The 22412-nt window shown below is 69.8% G+C and carries 20 protein-coding genes; 5 read left to right on the top strand and 15 right to left on the bottom strand.

Going from position 1 to position 22412, the window contains the following annotated elements:
- Nucleotides 1-45 precede the first annotated feature (45 nt).
- Nucleotides 46-792 (bottom strand): response regulator, encoded by a 747-nt coding sequence (locus tag U0177_RS08105; RefSeq protein WP_409570103.1) that lies wholly within the window; start codon nt 790-792, stop codon nt 46-48.
- A gap of 260 nt (nt 793-1052) precedes the next feature.
- Between U0177_RS08105 and U0177_RS08110 the strand changes: the two genes are divergently transcribed.
- A complete protein-coding gene (locus tag U0177_RS08110) occupies nt 1053-1748 on the top strand; it encodes a DUF1361 domain-containing protein (protein WP_409570104.1) in 696 nt (231 codons plus the stop codon).
- On the opposite strand, the gene U0177_RS08115 is transcribed toward U0177_RS08110, so the two are convergent.
- The 6 genes from U0177_RS08115 to U0177_RS08140 form a co-directional block, all read right to left on the bottom strand.
- Nucleotides 1745-2089 (bottom strand): hypothetical protein, encoded by a 345-nt coding sequence (locus U0177_RS08115; RefSeq protein WP_409570105.1) that lies wholly within the window; start codon nt 2087-2089, stop codon nt 1745-1747. The two genes, U0177_RS08110 and U0177_RS08115, sit on opposite strands and share 4 nt — an antisense overlap.
- A gap of 47 nt (nt 2090-2136) precedes the next feature.
- On the bottom strand, nt 2137-2808 hold the full coding sequence (locus U0177_RS08120) for an SGNH/GDSL hydrolase family protein (RefSeq protein ID WP_409570190.1): 672 nt from the start codon (nt 2806-2808) through the stop codon (nt 2137-2139).
- A 157-nt stretch (nt 2809-2965) separates the two neighbouring features.
- Nucleotides 2966-4774 (bottom strand): M3 family oligoendopeptidase, encoded by a 1809-nt coding sequence (locus U0177_RS08125; protein ID WP_409570106.1) that lies wholly within the window; start codon nt 4772-4774, stop codon nt 2966-2968.
- A gap of 30 nt (nt 4775-4804) precedes the next feature.
- Nucleotides 4805-6187 carry a hypothetical protein gene (locus U0177_RS08130; RefSeq protein ID WP_409570107.1) on the bottom strand — a complete coding sequence of 461 codons (1383 nt, stop codon included), beginning with the start codon at nt 6185-6187 and terminating at the stop codon, nt 4805-4807.
- 11 nt (nt 6188-6198) lie between these two features.
- Nucleotides 6199-6948 carry an aspartate/glutamate racemase family protein gene (locus U0177_RS08135; RefSeq protein WP_409570108.1) on the bottom strand — a complete coding sequence of 250 codons (750 nt, stop codon included), beginning with the start codon at nt 6946-6948 and terminating at the stop codon, nt 6199-6201.
- Nucleotides 6949-6952: 4 nt separating this feature from the next.
- Nucleotides 6953-7537 (bottom strand): DUF1990 family protein, encoded by a 585-nt coding sequence (locus U0177_RS08140; protein ID WP_409570109.1) that lies wholly within the window; start codon nt 7535-7537, stop codon nt 6953-6955.
- A gap of 229 nt (nt 7538-7766) precedes the next feature.
- Here U0177_RS08140 and U0177_RS08145 point away from each other — a divergent pair, with 229 nt between their 5' ends.
- A complete protein-coding gene (locus U0177_RS08145; RefSeq protein ID WP_409570110.1) occupies nt 7767-8324 on the top strand; it encodes a putative glycolipid-binding domain-containing protein in 558 nt (185 codons plus the stop codon).
- Between the two features lie 10 nt (nt 8325-8334).
- Here U0177_RS08145 and U0177_RS08150 read toward each other — a convergent pair whose 3' ends face one another.
- Nucleotides 8335-9492 (bottom strand): mandelate racemase/muconate lactonizing enzyme family protein, encoded by a 1158-nt coding sequence (locus U0177_RS08150; protein WP_409570111.1) that lies wholly within the window; start codon nt 9490-9492, stop codon nt 8335-8337.
- 308 nt (nt 9493-9800) lie between these two features.
- A complete protein-coding gene (locus U0177_RS08155) occupies nt 9801-10613 on the bottom strand; it encodes a ribonuclease activity regulator RraA (RefSeq protein WP_409570112.1) in 813 nt (270 codons plus the stop codon).
- 243 nt (nt 10614-10856) lie between these two features.
- Between U0177_RS08155 and U0177_RS08160 the strand changes: the two genes are divergently transcribed.
- The 3 genes from U0177_RS08160 (at nt 10857) to U0177_RS08170 (ending at nt 15806) form a co-directional block, all read left to right on the top strand.
- A complete protein-coding gene (locus tag U0177_RS08160; protein ID WP_409570113.1) occupies nt 10857-12401 on the top strand; it encodes a hypothetical protein in 1545 nt (514 codons plus the stop codon).
- An 85-nt stretch (nt 12402-12486) separates the two neighbouring features.
- Complete coding sequence (locus tag U0177_RS08165; RefSeq protein WP_409570114.1) at nt 12487-14424, top strand: ABC transporter permease subunit; 1938 nt, start codon at nt 12487-12489, stop codon at nt 14422-14424.
- Nucleotides 14425-14513: 89 nt separating this feature from the next.
- Nucleotides 14514-15806 (top strand): enolase C-terminal domain-like protein, encoded by a 1293-nt coding sequence (locus tag U0177_RS08170; protein WP_409570115.1) that lies wholly within the window; start codon nt 14514-14516, stop codon nt 15804-15806.
- Nucleotides 15807-15813: 7 nt separating this feature from the next.
- On the opposite strand, the gene U0177_RS08175 is transcribed toward U0177_RS08170, so the two are convergent.
- From U0177_RS08175 to U0177_RS08200, 6 genes are all read right to left on the bottom strand, one after another.
- Nucleotides 15814-16041, bottom strand: a complete 228-nt coding sequence (locus tag U0177_RS08175; protein ID WP_409570116.1) for a hypothetical protein — start codon at nt 16039-16041, stop codon at nt 15814-15816.
- Nucleotides 16042-16319: 278 nt separating this feature from the next.
- Nucleotides 16320-17084 carry a hypothetical protein gene (locus U0177_RS08180; RefSeq protein ID WP_409570117.1) on the bottom strand — a complete coding sequence of 255 codons (765 nt, stop codon included), beginning with the start codon at nt 17082-17084 and terminating at the stop codon, nt 16320-16322.
- Between the two features lie 70 nt (nt 17085-17154).
- On the bottom strand, nt 17155-17415 hold the full coding sequence (locus U0177_RS08185; protein ID WP_409570118.1) for a hypothetical protein: 261 nt from the start codon (nt 17413-17415) through the stop codon (nt 17155-17157).
- A gap of 188 nt (nt 17416-17603) precedes the next feature.
- A complete protein-coding gene (locus tag U0177_RS08190; protein WP_409570119.1) occupies nt 17604-18770 on the bottom strand; it encodes a vWA domain-containing protein in 1167 nt (388 codons plus the stop codon).
- Entirely contained in the window at nt 18754-21096 is a 2343-nt protein-coding gene (locus tag U0177_RS08195; RefSeq protein WP_409570120.1) for a DUF5682 family protein, read from the bottom strand. The genes U0177_RS08190 and U0177_RS08195 overlap by 17 nt, the downstream gene beginning before the upstream one ends.
- A 99-nt stretch (nt 21097-21195) precedes the next feature.
- A complete protein-coding gene (locus tag U0177_RS08200; protein WP_409570121.1) occupies nt 21196-22278 on the bottom strand; it encodes an ATP-binding protein in 1083 nt (360 codons plus the stop codon).
- Nucleotides 22279-22412 lie beyond the last annotated feature (134 nt).

Raw genomic sequence — 22412 nt, forward strand, 5'->3', positions numbered from 1 at the left:
AAAGTTGCAGGTTGACACGCCAAGCTGGCTCGGGCCTGCAACCTGCTAGCCTTTCAACAAATCGTACGGCACCCAGGCGCCGCGCGCGTCGAGAATATGCGGGGCGCCTTGGTCGTCCCACATCAGCAGGCGGCCCTCGTGCACGATCAGCGCGGCGCGCGTGCGTGCGACCTTCTCGTCGGTGGCGGTGTCGGCGAGGCCCCAGGCGGCGTAGATCTGGCCATTGGTGCGGCTGATGCTGCGCTTATCGCGGAAGCCCAGCTGTGCGGCGATCTGCTCGTTGCTCATGCCGCGCGCCAGCATGCGCGCCACCGCCTGCTCGTTGGGCTCGAGCAGCGCCATGGGCGCCTGCTCGTCCTTCTCGCGCACCTCCTGCACCCGCGACTCGATCTCGGGGTCGATGAAGCTGCGCCCTGCCACGGCGTCGCGCAGCAGCGGCACGATCATCTGCGGCAGCAGGTAGTTCGACTTGCGCACGTAGGCGTAGTGGCTCAGAATGCCCGAGCGCCGAAACGCCCGGTAGTAGGCGTCGTCGTCCTGGATCGAGTAGAACACCACTGGCAGGCGCGGGAACTCGCGCCGGATGGCCACGGCGGCCTCGATGCCATTGAGCTGGCCGGCAAGCTGCACGTCCATCAGGATGGCCTGGGGCGGCTCGGCCAGGCAGTGCGCCAGGGCCTCCTCGCCGCTGCCGCAGTCGCCGGCCACGCGCACCGCGCCGGTGGCGTTCAGGCCGGCGGCCAAAGCCGGCCGCAGGCGCTGGTTGTCTTCGACAAGCAAGAGTGTGATCATACGATTGCAGGTTCGCGGGTCGCAACGCCGGCAGCTCGTTGGCATGCCGGTGTGATTTGCCAGGCCTTTGGTAAAGGCTACCAGAGGCGGCTGGCGGCGTCAAGCACACGGGTGCGGCCAGGCGGCGACCCAGGGCGTGGCGGCAGGCGCGGCCACGCGCTACGCTGGTGTAAGCCGCGTATCACGCGGCCGCTATTGCGCGCCCTCGCCGGCGTGGTTACACTCCGCGCAGGATCTTGTGCGTGGAAAAGGAACAAGCGATGTTCGAGCGGATCGGCAGCATGCACCGATTTCTCCAGGCGCGCGCATTCTATGCGCTCGTGCTCAGCAGCGCGCTGGCGCTGGCGCTGCTTGCGGCGCGGGTGGCGCGCACGCACCAGCTGAGCCTGACCTTCCTGGCGTGGAATCTGGCGCTGGCGTGGATGCCATACCTGGCCAGCCTATGGGCCGCAGCCACGCAGCTGCGCCGCCCGGGCGCGTGGTGGCTGCTGCTGGCGCCCGGCGCGCTGTGGCTGCTGTTCTTCCCTAACGCGCCCTACATCGTCACCGACCTCATCCACCTGCGCGAGCGCCCGCCCGTGCCGCTGTGGTACGACATCGGGCTGCTGGCGGCGTTTATGCTGGCGGGCTGCTTTCTGGCGGTGGTGTCGCTCCAGGTGATGCAGACGCTGGTGCGCCGCACGGCCGGCGCCGCCGCCAGCTGGCTGTTCGTGCTGGGCGCGAGCGGGCTGGCCGGGCTGGGCGTGTACCTCGGCCGGGTGCTGCGCTGGAACAGCTGGGACGCGCTGCTGTACCCGCGCGACGTGCTGGCCGACGCGCTGGCGCCGCTGCTGCACCCGCGCGGCAACCTCCACCCGCTCGCGCTCAGCGCCGAGTTCGCCGCAGTGCTGTTTGTTTGTTATGTCACGTTTTACTGCGTGCGCCAGGGCGGGCGCCTGGGCGACGAGCGCCGCTAGGCGCCGGATGCTGCGAACGGCACAAGCGCCCCCCCGTCGTCGAGTGTCCACAGGCTGCCATCGCTGGCGGGGATGCCGCTGATCGCGCGCCAGCGCTCGGGCACGGGCTGCGGCAGCGCCAGCAGCCCGCCGCCAGGCGTGGCCAGCAGCGCGAAGTCGAGCCAGCCCTGGCGCGCGCCGGCGACCTCGACGCGCACCCGCCAGCCGCCGTTCCACTCGCGATAGAAATCGTAGCTCAGCTCGACCGCGCCAAGCTGGCGCGCCAGCAGCTCGGCGATCCAGCGGCGCGCCAGCGGCGCCAGGTGGCGCAGGTCGGTGATCGGGGTTGGGCTCGCCGGCATGGGCAGATCCTCTGTGGCTGCTACGCGAATCGGGGTCCGCGCCGCGCCTACGCCGCGCCCAGCGCCGCCAGCGCGTCGGGCAGCGCCAGCGCGGCCCAGGCGGCGTACATCGCGCCGGATGGGTGCAGGCCATCCCCGGCGACCAGCGCCGGGTCGGTGGCGGCGCGGCGCGACTCGGCGGTGACATCGACGTAGCGCACGCCGGCGTCCAGCGCCTCGGCGCGGCCGATCGCGTTGAACGCGTCGATCTCGGCGGCGATCCGCGCGGCATCGCGGCCGGCAGCAAACGGCGTGACGCCCCAGTCGGGGATCGAGAGCACCAGCACGCGCCGGGCATCGCCGCCGGCCAGCGCCACCGCCCGGCCGAGCAGCGCGCGAAGCTCGGCGCGGTACTCGCCGGCAGCGCGCCCGCGATACTGGTTGTTCACGCCGACCAGCAGCGACACCAGATCGAACGGCCCCTGCGGCTCGGCGGCGTCGATCGCCGCCGCAAGCTCGTCGGTGGTCCAGCCGGTGCGCGCGATGATCTGCGGCTCGGCCAGAGCGACGCCACGGGCGCGCAGCAGCCCGGCCAGCTGCACCGGCCAGCGCTCGGCCGCGGCCACGCTCTCGCCGATCGTGTACGAGTCGCCCAGCGCCAGAAAGCGCCTCGGCGCGGGCGCGCCATCGGTTGGCGCGTGGGCGGTGCGCGCTGGCGCGCCGCAGGCGGCAAGCAGCATCAGCATGATTGCTCCTAGGCAGAAGCTGTTTCGAATAGCCATACGCATGGTCTGTGGCGTGCGCAGCGCCGGTGGCGCGGGCCTCGTCGGGCGGCATGAGCTGCCGGTTTGCCCTGAGGCAGGCGCCAGCGGCATCGATCGCCGGCACGGCGCGATTTCACTCCTGCGCGCCTGCCAGCGCCTCGAAACGGTCGACATCGGCGCGGATGATGCCGAGGCTGGCGCGCCAGAAGTCGATCGAGCGGATGTCGATCTCCATGCGCCCGGCCAGCGTGGCCGCGTCGGCAAGGCCAGTCGAGGCCAGCAGCTCGTCGTAGCCGAGCTTGAATGCCTCGGGGTCGCGGCGGTAGCGCGCGTACAGCCCCAGCCCGAACAGCAGGCCGAACATATACGGGTAGTTGTAGAACGAGTTGCCGGTGCTGTAGTAGTGCGGCTTGGCGGCCCACATAAACGGGTGCAGCGCGTCGGGGTCGAGCGCGTCGCCGTAGGTGGCGAGCTGCGCGTCGCGCATGGCCGCGCACAGCTCGTCGACCGACAGCTCGCGGGCGGGGCGGCGCTCGAACACCTGCTGCTCGAACAGGAAGCGGCTGGTGATATCGACGACCACCTGGCAGCTGTTCATCAGCGCGCCCTCGAGGATCTCGGCCTGCTCGGCAGGCGCGGCCGCGGCCAGCGCGGCGTTGCGCACGATCGTCTCGCAGAAGATGCTGGCCGTCTCGGCCAGGGTCATGGGCGTGTCGCGGTTCAGCTCGGGGTGGCGCGCCAGGTTGGTGTTGTGGTAGCCGTGGCCCAGCTCGTGCGCCAGCGTCGAGACGCTCTTGAAGCTAGGCTGGTAGTTGGCGAGAATGCGCGACTCGTCGCGGCGCAGCGGCATGCAGAACGCGCCGTCGCGCTTGCCGGGGCGTGGCTCGGCGTCGATCCAGCGCTCGCGGAAGGCGCGCGCGGCGAAATCGCGCATGCGGCCGGAGTAGCTGCCGAACTGCGCGACGATAAACGCGGCGGCTTCGTCGTAGCCCCAGGCGCGCGTCGCGCCGACTGGCGCGAACAGATCGTACCAGGCCAGGCGCGCGACGCCGAGCATGCGCGCCTTGGCGCGCAGGTAGCGCCGGAAGTCGGGGAACGACTCGCGCGCGGCGGCCAGCATCGCGTCGAGCGTGTCGCGGTCGATATTATTGGCGAACAGCGCCTGCTCGAGCGGCGCGGCCCAGCCGCGGCGGCGCGCGAGGGTGGACACCTCGCCCTTGATGCTGTTCATGGCCGCGGCCAGCGGCACGGCGCTGCGGCGCCAGGCCGCCAGCTCGGCCTCGTAGGCGCGGCGGCGGGTGTCGCGGCTGGCCTCGAACGCCAGGTTGCGCAGCGCGCTTATGGGCAGCTCGCGCGGCGGCCCGTCGAAATCGATCGGCACCAGCAGCTGCGAGGCGACATTGTTGTACAGCCGGTTCCAGGCGCCGCCGCCGCTGGGCGCCAGCTCGGCCGCCAGCGCCTCCTCGGCCGGCGACATGAGGTGGCGGGCGCGGCGCTGGGCCTGGCGCAGCAGGAACTCGTACTCGCGCGCCGCGCCCGACTGCGCCAGCAGCGCGCCGACATCGAGCGCGCCGATCCAGGCGGTGAGGCGCGTAGTCAGCTGCGACAGCGTCACGGCGGCGCGCTGGTACTCGCTGAGGCGCGCCTGCGCCACTGTGTCGCGCGAGTCGGTGGTGACGAAGCTGTAGATATAGGCGCTCAGCGTGCCGGCGCGCTCGAGCAGCGGGTTCAGCGCGGCGACAACCTGCTCAAACGCGGCGACGTCGGCGTCGGCCAGCGGCGCGGCGGCGCGCTCGCCGATGCCCAGCGCGTCGAACAGCGCGGCGGCGGCGGCGACATCGGCCTGCGCGGCGGCGAAGTCGGCCGCGAACTCGGGCGAGTCGAGGCCGGGGTAGACGACGCTCATATCCCAGTGCGGCAGGGCAGTCGGTTGGTTGCTCATAGTGTTCATGTCCTCTTTTCAGACAAGCTGTTAGCCACTCTCGGCAGCCCAGCTATGGAACTCGACCTGGTACTCGCCGGCGTCGTTCGGCACGAAGCGCAGGTAGGTGAGCAGCGAGGTGTAGTTGTTGGCGTCGCCGATCTCGGCCCAGGTGTAGGGGCGGCCCGGCCGCTCGCGCAGGTGCAGCGTCCAGGTGCCGCTGTTAAAGTAGTAGCCGGCGCGCCCGCCGTCGAGGTAGATCGGGCTGGTGAGGCCGTCGATCGCCGCGTGGGTATGGCCCATCACCACCGCCGTGATGCGCGGGTCGAGCCGCAGCAGATCGCGCGCGGCGGCGCGGTAGTAATCTTCGGCCTCGGCGGCCAGGATCACCGGGCGGGGCTTGTCGTCGGCCAGCTTCTCAACAGTCGGCTGGCGGTTGATGCCGGCGCGCATCTCGCGCCACTCCTGCTCGTCGAAGCGCGCGATCTCCTGGTTGAACTCGTCGCGGAATTGTGGGTCGGCCATGCGCCGCTCGAGGTAGGCGCGCAGCTCGTCGTCCTTCACCGCGCTCACGAGCGCGCCAGGCGTGCGGCGGTTGGCCGGCCAGCTGTCGTCGCTCAGCACGGCGCGCAGCTGCTTGGGCGGCAGGCCGGCGATCAGAAAGAACTTGACGATCAGCGCCAGCGCGCCGCCGGTGTAGAACAGGTCGTTGCGCAGGCCTAGCCCGATCACCTTGGAGATCGGCTTGACGTTGTCGATAAACCAGCGCTCGCGCTCGAGCTGGTTGTACACCTTGTCGACGAACAGCGTGCCGTAGCAGCGCTTGAGCCGGCGCGCGCCTGCGCCGTCGTCGCCGAACGGCTTGCCCATGCGGTCGCCAAAGCAGTTCTCGGGGTCGCGCTCGTGGCCGTGCTCGACATACACGCGCCCGCGCTCGGCCGCGCCGACGGTGAGGCTGTAGGCCACGCGCCGCAGCGTGCCGGGCGCGCCGGGCGGGTAGATCGCGTCGAAGAGCAGCGCCCACACGCCCGGCCACAGCAGGTCGATATCGTGGTTGCCGACGAGAATGGTGACCGAGTGGCCGTCGGCCATGAACTGGCGCAGCTGCGCGAATACCTGCGGGTGGCCGCTGGCGACCTCGGGGCGCTGGCCCAGCACCACGCGGGTGCGCTCGACCGACTCGGCCTCGGTGGTGCCACGGGTGTTGAGCGGCGAGGTGAGCGCCAGGTCGGGCAGGATCTGCGGGTAGTCGATGAAGTCGCCAGCGATGATCAGCTCGACCGGCTCGGCGCCGGCGGCCGCGCTGACCCGGCCAAGAAACGCGCCCAGCGCGTCGTCGGCCTGGAAATCTTCGAGCGGATCCCACACGCCGGTGTTCAGGTCGCGGCCCGGGCCAAGGTGTAGGTCGCTGATCAGGTAGACGGTCTGGCTCATGGGCGTCTCCTTTATTGCTTCACGGCGGCGGAGCGCCAGGCGCGCACAAGCTCGGCGGCCAGCGCCTGGGCTGCGTCGGCGCGGCGCGGCGCGGGCGGCCCGGCGGCGCACAGCCCGCTCAGGTCGGTGCAGGCGACCAGCGCCGTATCAACGCCCGCGCCGGCAAGTTCATCCAGCAGCTCGGCCCAGCGCGCGGCCGGGCCAGCGCGATCGGGGGCGGTTTTGACCGCCTGAATAAGCGCGTCGACGCGCGCCTGCAGCGCCTCGGGCAGGTATGGCACAAGGCCGGCGCGCGCGAGCGCATCCTGGTACACGCGCGCCTCGGCGGTGGGCCGGGTTGCCAGCAGCGCCACGCGCCGGGCATCGTGCGGCAGCGCGCACAGGGCAAGCTCGACCATGTTCAGCAGCGGCACGGCCAGGGCGGCGGCCAGCTCGGCATAGTAGATATGCGCGGTGTTGCAGGGCATGGCGATCAGGCCCACGCCGGTGCCGGCCAGGGTGCGCAGCCCGGCCGCGATCGAGGCCCGCAGCGCCGCGTGGTCGATCGGCCGGTCGACGTAGAATGGCGTCGGCAGCGAGTAGATCATCATGGGCGGGAACTCGTCGTCGTAACGCGCGCCGTACTGGCGCTGGCACTCGCTCACCACCATGTCGACAAACGGCGCCGTCGATCGCGGCCCCATCCCGGCAAGAATGCCAATCATCGGCGGCGCATCGGCCGCAGGTGGCATGCGTCCATCGTCGCGGCTTTCCGCGTACATCGTATCAATCCTGCCCTTCTGCCGCGCGTAGCATGGCCCGCTTCGAGGCGCGCCCGAAGCGCCGCTGAAACACGCGCACCACCGGGTAGCCCAGCCGCGCCAGCAGGCTATAAGGCCGCGAGAACGCCAGCACGTCGTAGTGCACCGCATCGCTGGCGCGATCCCACTCGACCAGAAAGCGCTCTTCGCCGCGGGCCTCGTGCAAGCCGAGCGTGCCGTAGGCGAAGCCGCGCCGCCGTACCCGCCCGTCGTCGTCGTCGATCGTGTAGACCACGCGGCAGATGTTCAGCGACCACAGGCCCGGCAGGCTGGCCAGCAGCGCCACTGTCGTTCCGGCGGCGATCGGCGCTTCAGGCCAGCACAGACGCATCCAGCCGACATCGAACATGGCCCAGCGCTCGAACGCGGTGCGGGCGCGCTCGAATGTGGCCGCGCCAGCGCCCAACCGCGCGCGGTTATGGTCGACGCGCCAGCCGGCCGGGGGAGCGCCGCGCGACGCGCCGACATCCGGGTAGGTAAACGGCGTGTGGCGGTAGGCGGCGATCAAGTTGGCGATCTGCTCGCGCGTCGGCTCTTTGAGCAGCAGCATACGACTCCTGGGGAGAGTTTGCTATTGTGTTCGGTTTACCAGCCTCTGCGCGGAAAACCGAAGATGATCAGCTACACGACTTACCCAGCCGGCCCTTTTTAGCCTGCGGCAGCGCGGTCGGCCGAGATTGCACGCCTGCAGCAGCGAGATATACTATACTGCCGTGGCCGCATCCGCGCAATCGGCCTGCCGGCAGCCTGGCCGGCGCAATCATCGAGAGGAGCAGGCGATGCCGACCCAGATCCTTTGGAAACCGTGGGCCATGCCGGGGCTCGAGCATGTGGCCCTGAGCGCCACCGCCGCCGGCGAGGCGCTGGCCGATGGCGTGATCATCGGCTTCGGCGACGGAGGCACGCCGTTTCGCGTGCGCTACACCGTGCAGTGCGACGCGGCCTGGCACACGCGCGCAGTCAGGGTCGACCTGCTCGACGCCACCGAGCGACGGATCGAGCTGCACGGCGACGGCGCGGGCCACTGGGCCAACGAGGCCGGCGCGGCCTTGCCCGCGCTCGACGGCTGCCACGACGTCGACATCTCGGCCACGCCGTTCACCAACACGCTGCCGATCCGCCGGCTGGCGCCGCTGGGCGCGGCCGCCGAGATCGAGGTGGTGTATATCGCGCTGCCGGGGCTGGTGGTGAGCCGCGCGCGCCAGCGCTACACCCGCCTCGGCCCGGCGCTGGTTCGCTTCGAGGCGCTCGACACCGGCTTCGCGGCCGACCTACCAATCGACGCCGAGGGGCTGGTCGAAGACTACCCCGGCCTGTTCCGGCGCGTCGTAGGCTAGGCCAGGCCAATCACTCAAACCAGGCTGTGCCTGGGAACTGGTGCGCGCGCGCCACCGCCTCGTTCAGCTCGACGCCAATGCCCGGCCGCTCGCTCAGCGCGATATAGCCGTCCTTGATAATATCCTCGCCGTCGGCTGTGATCGTGCGCCAGTAGTCGCGGTGCAGCCAGTGGAACTCGAGCACCAGGAAGTTCGGCACGCTGGCGCACACGTGCGCCGAGGCCATGGTGCCGATCGGCGAGGCGACGTTGTGCGGCGCGAATGGGATGTAGTACAGCTCGGCCAGGTTGGCGATCTTGCGGCACTCCGACAGCCCGCCGCACTTCGGGATGTCGGGCATGATGATGTCGACCGCCTGCTTGACGATCAGGTCGCGGAAGCCGTGGCGCAGGTACAGGTTCTCGCCGGCGCAGATCGGCGTGGCGCTGGCACGCTTGACCTCGCGCATGGCGTCGATGTTTTCCGGCGGCACCGGCTCTTCGAGCCACAGCAGGTGAAACTGCTGCAGGTCGCGCGCGAGGCGAATGGCGCTGGGCACATCGAGCCGGGTGTGCACGTCCACCGCCACCGCCACATCGCGGCCAGCCGCGCGCGTGGTCATGTCCACCAGCTCGAGCATACGCTCGTGCTCCCACTGGTCGGCGGTGTGGTTGAAGGCGTCCTTCACGCGCCCGTGGGCGCGGCTGCGGTCGCCGGTGTAGGCGCCAATGTCGAGGTCGATCTTCAGCGCGGTGAAGCCGCGCGCGACCACGCCCTGCACCACGCGCTCGATCTCGCCGAAGTCCATGCTCGGCTCGACCTGGCAGTCGGCGTAGACGCGAATGCTATCGCGGAACTTGCCGCCAAGCAGCGCATACACCGGCGCGCCGAGGGCCTTGCCCTTGAGATCCCACAGCGCCAACTCAATACCGGTGAGCGCGGTGATCAGCGCGCCGGCGAAGCCGCCGTCGAACACGTGGCCGCGCCGCAGCTCCTCGAAGATCGCGTCGATCTGCAGCGGGTCGCGGCCGATCAGGCCGGCGCGCAGCTCGTGGATGATCGCGATCGCCTGCACGCCGCCGTGCACGCACTCGCCCAGCCCGCTGATGCCCTCGTCGGTCTCGACCCGCACCCAAAGGTGCATGCCATGCCCCAGCGTGGCGGCCGTCTTGATTGCTGTTATCTTCATGTGTTCACCTGTGAATTACAAGACTTACGCGGTCGCTGCGATATCGGCTCCTTCTGCCTGCGGCAGCATGGTACTTCGCTTTCTTTTGTGCTGAGATTGTGGCGCTTTGCGCCACAATCTCAGCACCATAGATGAAAAAGTACCGCTCTGCCGAAGGCAAAAACGCGCACCGCGTAACTCCTGTGAATGACACGAGCTATGCGGTGTTCTCCTGGGCGGGAGGCTTGGAGAGCGCAGTGCCTCCAAAATCATCTCTTTCTGGGTCGGCAAAGCCGCCCCCGAAACCCCCACCACGTAGCTCGTGTGGATTAAGCTTTCTGACCCTGCTGCTTCCGCCATGCCTCGTACTCGGCCCAGCCCTCGTCGCTGAGCGGGTAGTACTTCGCCAGGCTGCCGCCCTGCGCCAGCATGATCCGGCTGAAGACCTCCCACTCCTCGTGGTCGAGCGTGTGCTGGAGCACCAGCTCGGCCATCTGCGCCGGCACCAGCACCGCTCCGTCGTCGTCGGCGATCATGATGTCGCCGGGCAGCGCCAGCACCCGGCTGCAGGCGATCGGCACATTGTAGGCCCACGGGAACAGGCTGGCCTGCGAGGCATAGTTCGGTGTAAAGCCGCGCGTCCACAGCGGCACGCCGATCTCGCGCACGCGCGGCCAGTCGCGGATGCAGCCATCGACCACAATGCCCACGCCGCCGCGGCCCTTAAAGTAGGTGATCAGCATCTCGCCCATGCAGCCGGTGTAGGCGTCGCCGAACGCCTGCACCGCCAGCACGTCGCCGGGCTGCACGCTCTCGAACACGGCCCACAGCGCGCTCACCTGCTCGGCGTGCTCCTGGGCCAGGCCCGAGGCCACGTCTTCGCGCTGCGGCATGAACTGCAGCGTGACGACCGGCCCTACCACCTTGGCGCCGGGCTGGCGCGCCACCGGCCCTTCGACGAACGTCTGCCGCACGCCCATGCGGTGCATCACCGCGCTGGCGGTGGCGCTGCCCACGCGGTACAGCCGCTCGATCAGCTCCGGCGCCGGCCGCTCGAACGGCGGGCCGCTGATCGGCAGCGCGCGCGACCAGCCAGGCGCCGGCAGGGCGATGCCACGCAGGTCTTCGGGGTTTGATCGCATCGGGTGCTCCTTGTGTGCTATGCGGGCCGTTTGGCCCCGCCAAACGAGATTATACGCGATAATGCATGGTATAATGCGCCATCGGCTCCTCAACGTAGCTCCCCAGCAGCATCTTCAACGAAAGGAGGTTTCACTCCCTGTAGCAGCAGAGCGGCCGCCAGGCACGCACGGGTTCGGCTGCCCACTATCGGGCGATGCCGCGGCGCTCAGCGCAGAGTCATGCTTACCAAAGGAGGAACACGCATGGCATCGGATCAACCGCAGGGCCGCATATCACGCCGCAAATTTCTCCGCGCCAGCCTGATGGGCGCTGGCGCCACGCTGCTGGCCGCCTGTGGCGGCGCCAGCACCACCGAGGCGCCTACCAGCCCGCCCGCCGCAACCACCGCCGCCGCCCCCGCCGCAACCACTGCCGCTGCGCCAACCGCCGCAGCTGCCGCCGGGCCAACCGCTGCCGCAACCACTGCCGCTGCGCCAACCGCCGCCGCGCCGGCGCCGACGAACACGCCCGCGCCGCTGCCCGAGGGCGCCGCCGGCAAGCTCACGGTGATCCACCGCACCGAGTACTTCGAGACGGTACAGCAGAAGTTCCGCGACGCCGTAACCGACTACGCCAAGAACAAGGGCATCCAGCTCGACATCTCGACCGCCAACCCCGAGGTTTTCGGCGACTTCCTGGCCAAGATGCAGGCCGCGGTGCAGGCCGGCGTGCCGCCGGATCTGGGCTACCACACGCTCAGCATCCCGCAGATGCACTCGCTCGATATCGTCGAAGACGTGACCGACGTGGTCGAGCAGGCGATCAAGATGTACGGCGATGTCGTGCCGGTGACGGCCGCCAAGAACGCCCAGTTCGACGGCCGCTGGTTCGCGGTGCCGTTCATGAGCCAGACCGGCGGCTGGTTTGGGCGCAAGGACGTCTTCCAGGCCGCCGGGGTCGACGTCAACACGCTCGACACGCTCGACCAGCGCCGCGACGCCGCGCTCAAGATCAGCGACGCCAGCAAAAAGATCTGGGGCTGGGGCCTGACGATCAACAAGAGCGGCGACGGCCACGGCTTTATCGTCGACGTGCTGCAGGCGTTTGGCGCCAGCTTCACCGACCAATCCGGCCAGAAGGTTACTTTTAACTCGCCGCAGGCGGTGGCGGCGGTGAAGTGGCTGCAGGAAACCTACACAGGCGAGAAGTACAAGCCAATGCTGCCGCCAGGCATCGAGAGCTGGACCGACACCAGCAACAACGAGGCCTACCTGGCCGGCACGATCGCGCTCACCGCCAACCAGTTCAGCATCTACGCCAAGGCCAAGAAGGACAAAAACCCAGTCTTCCCGAACACCGCGCTGCTGCACAAGTTCAAAACCAACGACGGCAAGCTGCTCGAGGCCGGGCAGAACGGCTGGTTCACGATCTTCAAGGGCTCGAAGAACATCGACATCGCCAAAGAGCTGATCTTGCACATGCTCCAGCCGCAGATCTTCGACCCCATGGTGCAGGAGGGCGGGGCGCTGTTCTTGCCGGCGTACAAGAACCAGTGGACCGACGAGATCCTGAAGATCGACCCGAACTTCGCCACGGTGAAGGAGATCATCTTCAACCCCGAGGCCTACACCGGCACGTCGTACCCCGCCGACCCGAACGCCGCAATCGACGGCATCCTCGCCGCGGCGATCCCCAGCCAGATGATGGCCAATGTCACCACCGGCAAGATGTCGGCCGAGGACGCAGTGAAAGACGCGCACGACCGCATCGTACAGCTGTTTGAAGAGGCCGGTCTGCCGCAAGCCTGACACCGTGGCACGATAGCGCGATGGCACGATGCAGCCGCCACGCTGATTATGCCATCGCGCCATCCTGCCGCATAGAGAGGGAGCTATGGCCAAACGAGCGACACAGGGCAGCCCGGCGCTGCTGCGTGGCGCGCCGCTGGGCCGCGAGCGCCGCGCCGCCGCCTGGCTCGGCCGCGATTGGAAGGTCGCGCTGCCGTTTGTGCTGCCGCTGGTGATCATCATGGCCGGGCTGATCTTCTGGCCGTTTATCAACGCGATCTTGCTCAGCTTCACCACCCGCAATATCATCACCCGCACCGACCAGTTCGTGGGCCTGCGCAACTACCAGCTGCTCTGGCGCGACTCCGAATTCCGCAGCGCGGTAGGCAATACTATTCTGTTCACCGCCGCCTCGATCGGCTGCAAGCTCGTGGTTGGCATGGCGATCGCGCTGCTGCTCAACAGCCGCCTGCCGCTGCGCAACCTGCTTACCGGGCTGATGCTGCTGCCCTGGATCGTGCCCGAGGTTGTGACGGCGATGGCCTGGCGCAGCATCTACGACCCGATCTTCGGCGGGCTGAACCCGATCCTGCTGGCGCTCGGCCTGATCGACCGGCCGCTCGGCTGGCTCTCCGAGCCGCGCCTGGCCATGCCCAGCGTGATCTCGGTGAATATCTGGAAGGGCATCCCGTTCTACACCATCCTGCTGCTGGCCGGCCTCAAGGCGATCGACCGCGAGCTGTACGAGGCCGCCGAGGTCGACGGCGCCGACGCGCTCAAGCGCTTCAGGCATATTACGCTGCCGGGCCTGAAGTACGTGATCGTGGTGACGCTGCTGCTCTCGACGATCTCGACCTTCAATACCTTCGGGCTGGTGTACCTGATGACCGGCGGCGGCCCCGGCGGCGCGACGCGGCTGTTCTCGATCCTGGCCTACGAGCGCGCGATCATCGGGCTGCGCTTCGGGCCGGGCGCGGCGGTGGCGCTGAGCATGGCCCCGGTGCTGGGCGTGTTTATTGTGGTGCTGGCGCGGTTCATGCGCCAGGACCCGGCCGGCCGCGAGCGCGAGTCGGCGCTCGACCGCGCGCTCGACTGGGTAGGGCGCGGCGTCGGGCTGCTGCTCGATCTGCTGTTTCTGCCGCTCGAGTGGCTGGCGGCCGGCGCGGTGCGGCTGCTGGCGCTGCTGCGCGGCGGCCGGCCGGCGCTGAGCTTCGCCGCGCGCGCGCGCGCCGGGCTGGCGCTGCGCCTGCTGCTGCTGCTGCCGCTGCTGCTGTTCGTGCTGTTCCCGTTCTACTGGATCATTATCACGTCGTTCAAGACCGACCTGCAGATCCAGCAGTATCGCTCGATCTTCTGGCCCGAGCCGTGGACGCTCGACCAGTTTCGCACGCTGCTGTTCAAAACCGCCTACCTGACGTGGTTCCGCAACACTGTGATCGTCGCCACTGCCAGCACTGCGCTGTCGGTCGCGCTCGCGGCGCTAGCCGGCTACGCGCTGGCGCGGCTGAACTTCCGCGGCGCCAACACCCTCACCACCGTGCTGCTCGTCACCTACCTGCTGCCCGGCTCGCTGCTGTTCATCCCGCTGTACCGCATCCTGGTGAGCATGGGCATCATCAACACGCACCTGGCGCTGATCGCCACCTACCCGACGTTTCTTATGCCGTTCGCCACCTGGGTGATGCTGGGCTACTACCGCTCGATCCCGCCCGACCTGGAGGAGGCCGCGATGATCGATGGCGCCAACCGGCTCAGCGCGTTCTGGCGCATCACCCTGCCGCTCGCCGCCCCGGCGCTGCTTTCGGTAACGCTGTTCGCCTTCACCAACGCCTGGAACGAGTTCTTGTTCGCGTTTGTGTTTATCACCAGCGAGAGCCTGAAGACGCTGCCGGTGGGCTTGCAGCTGCTGGTGTTCGGCGATATCTACCCGTGGGGCCAGCTAATGGGCGCCTCGCTGCTGATGGCCATCCCAGTGATGCTGGTGTATGTCTACGCCCAGCGCTACCTTGTGGAGGGCCTGACGGCGGGCAGCGTGAAGGGATAGCATCGGAGATGGGAGGTTGGGGCTGCGTGCCCCGTGCCCGCGCGCCCCGAGGTATGCGGCGGTGGCTGCGCCGCGAAGCAGGACACCAAATGAAGATAGTGGAATACAAAATAACCCCGATCGCCTTCGCCGACCCGCCGCTGCGCTCGGCGTTCGGGCTGCACGCGCCCTACGCGCTGCGCACAATCGTCGAGCTGGTGAGCGACGACGGCATCAGCGGCGTGAGCGAGACGCACGGCGGCGCGGCGGTGGTAGACGAGCTGCTGGCGCTGGGCGATCTGCTCGTCGGCCGCGACCCGTTCCGGCTGGCCGAGCTGGAGGCGATGATCTGGGGCGGCGCGCGCGGCGACGGCACATCCAAGCCGTGGGAGGGCAAGCTCAGCTCGCCGGCGCGCACCTTCGGCGCGATCGAGGTGGCCTGCCTCGACATGATCGGCAAGGCGACCGGCCGGCCGGTGTGCGACCTGCTGGGCGGCCAGGTGCGCGAGCGCGTGCCGTTCAGCGCCTACCTGTTCTACAAGCACGCCGGCGCCGGCGGGCAGTGGGGCCTTGGCAACGACCCGGCCGTGCCCGCCGACGCGCCCGGCTGGCCGGCTATGCGCCAGCGCGAGGCGCTTTCGCCCGCCGCGCTGGTCGGCCAGGCGCGCGCCATGGTCGCCGAGTTCGGCTTTCAGTCGCTCAAGCTCAAGGCCGGCGTGCTGCCGCCCGACGACGAGATCGCCACCATCCGGCTGCTGCGCGAGAACTTTGGGCCGGGCGTGCCGCTGCGGATCGACCCGAACACCGCGTGGTCGCTCGCGACCAGCGTACGCTGCGCGCGCGAGCTCGATGGGCTGCTGGAATACTACGAGGACCCGGTGGCCGGCCGCGCGGCCATGGCCGAGCTGGCCAGCCACACGCGGCTGCCGCTGGCCACGAACATGTGCTGCGTAAGCTTCGCCGACCTACCTGACGCGATCGGGCTTGGCAGCGTGCAGATCATCCTGGGCGACCACCACTTCTGGGGCGGGCTGCGCGCCTCGGTCGAGCTGGCGCGGATCTGCCGCACCTGGGGGCTGGGGCTGTCGATGCACTCAAACTCGCACCTGGGGATCTCGCTGGCGGCGATGGCGCACCTGGCCGCGGCCGTGCCAAACCTGACGTACGCCTGCGATACGCACTACCCCTGGCAGAGCGAAGAGCTGATCGCCGGCGGCAAGCTGCGCTTTGAAGAGGGGGCGCTGGCCGTACCGGCCGGGCCGGGTTTAGGGGTGACGATCGACCAGGCCGAGCTGGCGCGCATGCACGCGCAGTACCTGGCATGTGGGCTACACTACCGCGACGACGCGGCCGAGATGCAAAAGATCGAGCCGGGCTGGCAGCTGGCGCTGCCGCGCTGGTGAGCGCCGGCTACTTCGTGGGCGTGAGCACCGCCTGCTCGTTGAACAGCATCACGTAGCCGCAGTTGCGGCAGGCGATCGCCATCAGCGGCACCTCGAGGCTTGGCACCGTCACGCGCTCGACGCCATAGCCGCCGGTGGTGCTGGCGCACAGCGGGCAGCCATCGCTGGTGAGGCGCGGCACTTTCTGCGACACCCAGCTGGCGATCTGCTGGCGCTGCTGATCGGTATACGACATGCTTCATCCTTTCGTGCACCATCGCGGCGCCGCATTCACACGCTCGCCTGGCGGGTATGCCCTGGAAGGCCGCCACCAGTATAGCATACTCTCCCCAAATTGCCGCAGTTGCCGCGCCACCAGGCACGGCTCGTGCAGCGTCCTTCGCCCCACCTCTGGCAGGGCATTAGGAAAAGGCAGTGTGGGGGTTGGCTTTGCCGAAACCGCCACACTGCAGCACATCTCCCTTTCTCCCAGCTACGGGTGTGGCGTCGCCGCCCCCGCGCCACCGCCAAAGCCTACGCGGCTGCCGCAGCCCGGCGCGGCATCAGCGCGCGGTAGATCGTAAGCCCCAGCAGGCTCAGGCCGGTGCCCGCGTACATCCACACCGCCCACAGCGCGCTGGTGTCGGTGCCGCTGAACAGGCCGTGCAGCAGCGCCAGCGCGAACACGGCGAAGCTCAGGTAGTGGATCGAGCGCCAGGTCCGCGCGCCGATCCAGCGCCGCACGTAAAAGCTCAACGTCACCAGCGCCATCAGGTAGAAGCCCACCTGCCCGAGCCCGACCCACAGCGGCAGGTAGCTGGTGCCGGCGAACGGGATCAGTATTTGCGGCAGCGTGTAGCCGATGTATTTGTCGCCCAGCAGCACCAGCCCGTGCAGCGCGCCAAAGGCCAGGCCCAGCAGGCTGGCGTGCTCGTGCAGCGCCCCGGCGGTCGGGCCGCCCGGCCACAGCCGCGCTAGCTTGTTGGTGATCGAGACGCCCAGCACCATCGACCACCACAGCAGCACGTAGGCCACGAAGGCGCTGGCGCGCGACATATACCAGGCGCTGTGCTGGCCCAGCAGCGCCGCGCCCAGCGCGGCCAGCCCGCCAGCCTGGCCCACCAGCATCACGCCGACGGCCGCTAATATCGCAACGCCCACCAGCGCGCCAACCAGCGGCGGCAGCACCATCAGCAGCAGGTTATCGGTTTCCGACATTGCGGGCTTGGCCGGCCGCCGCACCGGCGGCTGGGGCGGCTCGCGCACTTCGGGCGCAACTGGCGCTTGGATTGTGTTCATCGCTCTACTCCCTCACGCTTCCGGCCGGATACGGCCTGGAAGCGGTATGGCAACCTTCTTCCCCCGCGTCCTAGCGCGACGATCGCGTGCTGGTGATCGGCGTATAGCGCGATTGTCTCGTCGTGCTCTGGCTGGCTGTTGTGCCCTGGCTGGCTGTTGTGCTTGCGTCGGCCACCTGCGCCACCGCCGCCGGCGCCGATGTATCGGTGCTGGCCACAGTCGTGGCCTGCATGCCAAACGCGGCCCAGCCGCCCAGCGTGCCGACTATCGCAGCAGTCGCAATCGCCGACTTCAGCCGCGCCGCCAGAAATTGCTTTTCGTTCGGTTTCATCTATCGTTCCTCTCTGTATCGCCTACTGTGCTCAGCCGCCGCGCTGCCCGCGCGAAAAGCTGATGGCTGTATCATAGCCTCGCGGTTTTCAGAGATTGTTAAGAAGCAATGTGGGGATTATGTGGGTTGCGCGCTGCCGAGCATGCGCAGCATGCTCCGGGCGGCCTGGGAGAGGAGCGGGGGGGCGATCAGGCTGGCGGCTCGCCGCGCGCGGTCACGATCTCGCGCGCCGCAGCCCACTGGCCAATGTCGCGGCGCTCGATCGCCGCGGCCATCAGCTCGGCGAACAGGTCGGGGGTGCAGGCGAACGCCGGCGCGCCCAGCCCGGCCAGCGCCGCGGCCAGGGCGTGGTCGTAGCTGGGCGCGCCCCGGTCGCTGAGCGCCAGCAGCACCACCATCTGCACGCCGGAGGCCACCAGCGCCGCCGCGCGGCGCAGCATCTCGTCGCGGCTGCCGCCCTCGTACAGGTCGCTGATCAGCACCAGCGTGGTTTCGCGCGGGCGCTGCACCAGGCCCTGGCAGTAGGCCAGCGCCCGGTTGATATCGGTGCCGCCGCCAAGCTGCACGCCGAACAGCAGCTCAACCGGGTCGTGCAAGTCGTCGGTCAGGTCGGCTACGTCGGTGTCGAACACGACCATGCGCAGGCGCAGCGCCGGCAGCGCGGCCAGCACCGCGCCAAACACGCCGCTGTACACCACCGACGTGCCCATCGAGCCGCTCTGGTCGACGCACAGGATGATGTCGTGCGCGGCCGAGCGCCGGCGGCCATAGCCCACGCGCCGCTCGGGGATGATCGCGTGATACGCGGGCTGGTAGTGGCGCAGGTTCGCGCGGATGGTGCGCTGCCAGTCGATCTCGTTGTGGCGCGGCCGCAGGCTGCGCGTCGCGCGGTTCAGGCTACCCGCCAGCGCCTGGCGGGTCGGGTTCGCCAGGCGGCGCAGCAGCTCTTCGACAATCCCGCGCACCACCTGGCGGGCGGTGTCGCGGGTGCGCGCCGGCATCACGCTCTTGAGCGCCAGCAGATCGGCCACCAGGTGCACATTCGGCTCGGCCGCGGCCAGCAGCTCGGGCTCGAGCAGCATCTGGCGCAGGTTCAGGCGCTCGAGCGCGTCGCGCTGGATCACCTGCACCACCGAGCTGGGGAAGTAGCTGCGGATGTCGCCGAGCCAGCGCGCGATGCTCGGCTGCGAGGCGCCGAGGCCCGCGCCGCGCTCGGCGTCGTAGAGCGCCTCGAGCGCCCCGTCGATCGCCTGGTCGTCGCCGCGCAGCTGCACGCCGGTGCCATCGGCCTCGCCGCCGCCGAGCGCCATGCGCCAGCGGCGTAATCGCTCGGCGGCGCTATCGTTCTGCTGCATCGCCTGCCTCCGCGCTTCCCCGCTGGTCGCCCAGCCCCAGCAGCTGCGCAATCAGCGGCAGCACCGCAGCGCCGCGGCCAACGTCGAGCGGAGCCGCGTCGTCGGCGGCAGCCGGCGCCTGGGCGCCGGACGCGCGCTCGCCAAGCATGCGCCGCTCGGGGCGCTGAAATGTCGCGAATGTCCGCCGCAGCAGCGGCAGCGCCTGCACGAACTGCTCGGCCGTTAGCCCGCCCAGCCAGGCGTCGACAATCCGCCAGAGCGCGTCGTCGTGGATCAGCAGCGCGCCTGCGCCGCGCAGCAGGCCATCGAGCCACGCGCCGGCCTGGTGCGGCGCGGCGGCGGGCGAGAGCGCCAGCCCCAGCCGGCGCGCGGCCTCAGCGGCATCCAGCGCGCCGGAGTCAAGCAGCATGCGGCACGCGCGGCCGGCCACCAGCCCGTGGCAGCCGCGCAAGCCGGCCACGCGGCCGAGCGCGCCGCGCCACAGCGCTTGGTGATCGGCGTCGGCCAGCAGCGCCAGCGCCCGGTGCACCGCCAGCATGCGCGCGTACATCGCCTCGGCCGCATCGTCGTCGAGCGAGGCGCACGCGCCCGGCAGGCCCACGCACACGCGCGCCACCAGCCCGCCGAGCACGCGCGCCACGGCGCTCGCGTCGGTACGGCGCACACTGCCATAGCGCAGCACATTCGCCAGCGGCGGCAGCGCCTCCATCAACAGCCCCGTATCGCTCGAGAGCGCGGCGGCAGCCTGGAGCCGCGCCATCAGGTGCTCGATCGCGCCGGGCAGCTCGGCCAGCAGCGCCCCATCGATCAGCGCGGTGAGCGCGGGCAGATCGCGCGCCCGGTCGGCAGCGGCACGCGCGTAGGCCGTGGCGGCGTCGGCGATTGTATTGCCCCATACGCCGGCCTCGATCAGCGCCACCGCTAGCTCGGGCTGCCACTGCACGCGCCAGTACTCGTGAAACGTGCCCTTGGCGCCGGTTTCGCGGCGCTGCTCGCCCCACGGCACGCCCAGCAGCCGCAGCCGGTGCAGCAGGTGGCTGCGCGCCAGGTCGTTCGGCTTGCGCAGGTCGAGGTCGTAGTCGCGCCAGCTAGCCTCGGGCGGCAGGCGCAGGCGCCTCTGCTCGCGGCTCAGGTCGAGCTGCAGCGGCGCCAGCGGCGTGTCGGCCGGCACCGCGCCGAGCGCCTCGCCAACGATCAGGCGCTCGTGGATCAGCCGCATCGGCAGCGCGCTGCCAAAGCAGAACACCGCCTGCGCCGCCTCGTTCAGCTCGGGCAGGCCCGGCAGCGGGCGCTCGCGCAGCGCGGCCAGCGCCTCGGCCAGCCGTACGCCCTCGATCACATGCGCAGGCGACACGTCGATATCCTGCTCGCGCAGCAGCCGGGCCACGCGCGCAAGCCAGCGCGCGGCTACCTCGGTCGGCGCCATGCCGGCAGCGGTGGCGCGCCAGATATGCTCGTACCAGCCGGGCGACTCGATCCCGGCGCCGTAGCCGCTGCCGTACGCGAGCCGGCCGTGCGTCCAGGGCGCCCAGGTAGCCTGCACTTTGGCCTTTGGCAGCCCCCTGAGCAGCGCGGCGTCGGCTTTCGCCCCGGCCAGATCGGCCAGCGCGGGCGCGTGCCATGCCCCGCACACTACCGCGATGCGTCCGAAACCCTCGCGCTGCGCGGCGCGGATCGTCTGGCGCATCCAGGCCTCGCGGCGCGCCTCGGCCGGGCTCGGGTCGGGCGGCGACGCGGCGCGCAGCGCGCTCATGGCCTCGAGGATGGCCGCGAACAGGCCGGCGCCGTCGCGCCGGTGCTCGACCATATGCTCCCACCAGCGCTCGCCGTCGCTGTAGCCGGCTGCGGCGGCCAGCCAGCCAAGCGGATCGGCGCGAGGCGTGGGCTCGGAGTTCTCCTGGATGTTTCCGGCGTCGCTTTCAGCCGGAGCTTCGGCTGCCGCGTCGCCCGGCGCCTGCTTCAAACCCGGCAGCTCAGCGCCCAGAGTCTGCCCGAGCTGGTGCGCCTGCGGCAGATCCATGAAGCGCGCGGGGATGCCATTCGCCAGCGCGAAGTGCAGCGCCTGCCACTCGGGCGAGAACAGCGCGAACGGGTAGTACACCGCCTGGCGCGGCTGCTCGGCCAGGTACACCAGCAGCGCCACCGGCGGGCGCATATCCCGGTGCGCCAGCAGCGGGATCAGCGCGTCAGCGTCGGGCGGGCCTTCCACCAGCACAATCTCGGGGCGCAGCTGCTCGAGCGCGGCACGCAGGCTGCGCGCCGAGCCGGGGCCGTGATGGCGTATGCCGAAGATGACGGGAGGTTGGGAGCTGGGAGCTGGCGGCATCAGCGATCTTCCCCAGTATTTCGCGCGATTGCCTGCCCTCGGGCGTGTGCATCTTTGCGGCAAGCGCAGCACCGGCGCGGTATTCGAGCGGTGTTGCCCCTAGCCCCCGTGTTCGCGGCAGGCACGATACAGATCCTTCCAGCCGTCGCGCTCTTTCACCACTGTCTCGAGGTACTCCTGCCAGGCCAGCCGATCCTGCACCGGATCTTTCACCACCGCGCCCAGCAGGCCGGCGGCCACGTCGCCGGCGCGCAGCCGCCCATCGCCGAAGTGCGCCGCCAGCGCCAGGCCGCTGTTCACCACCGAGATCGCCTCGGCGGTGCTGAGCGAGCCGCTGGGCGATTTCAGCCTGGTCTTGCCGTCGGCGGTGACGCCCGCGCGCAGCTCGCGGAACACCGTCACGATCCGGCGGATCTCGTCGAGCGCGGGCGGCTCGGCGGGCAGCTCAAGCGCGCGGCTGAGCGCGCTGACGCGCCCCTGCACGATCGCCACCTCGGCGTCGAGCGTGTCGGGCAGCGGCAGCACCACCGTGTTGAAGCGGCGCTTGAGCGCGCTCGACAGCTCGTTCACGCCACGGTCGCGGTCGTTGGCGGTGGCGATCAGGTTGAAGCCGCGCACCGCCTGCACCTCGCTGTTCAGCTCGGGGATCGGCAGCGCCTTCTCGGACATGATCGTGATCAGCGAGTCCTGCACGTCGGCGGGGATGCGCGTCAGCTCCTCGACGCGCGCGATCTTGCCCTCGCGCATGGCGCGCATCAGCGGGCTCGGCACCAGCGCGGCCTCCGAGGGGCCTTCGGCCAGCAGGCGCGCGTAGTTCCAGCCGTAGCGGATCGCCTCCTCGCTGGTGCCAGCGGTGCCCTGCACCAGCATGGTCGAGTCGCCGGCGATCGCCGCAGCCAGATGCTCGGACACCCAGGTTTTGGCGGTGCCGGGCACGCCCAGCAGCAGCAGGCCGCGGTCGGTCGCGAGCGTGGCGATCGCAATCTCGATCAGCCGGCGGTCGCCGATGTACTTAGGCGTCACCGCCGAGCCGTCGGCCAGCGTGCCGCCCAGCAGGTAGGTGGCCACCGCCCAGGGCGAGAGCCGCCAGTTGGGCGGGCGCGGGCGGGCGTCGTCGCGCGCGAGCGCGGCCAGCTCGCCCGCGTATTGCCGCTCGGCGTGTTCGCGCTGAACCTCGGCCAATTCAAACCTCTTTCTTTTGTTGCGTGGCAGAGCCTACGCGCTAGGTGTTTTTGCCTTCGGCAGAGCACTGCTTGCTTCTGTATCGGTGTGCAGTTTTTCCGCGCTCCGCGCGGAAAAACTGCACACAAAGGTGG

The sequence above is a fragment of the Kouleothrix sp. genome, from assembly GCF_046328425.1.
In the GTDB taxonomy this organism is placed as follows: domain Bacteria; phylum Chloroflexota; class Chloroflexia; order Chloroflexales; family Roseiflexaceae; genus Kouleothrix.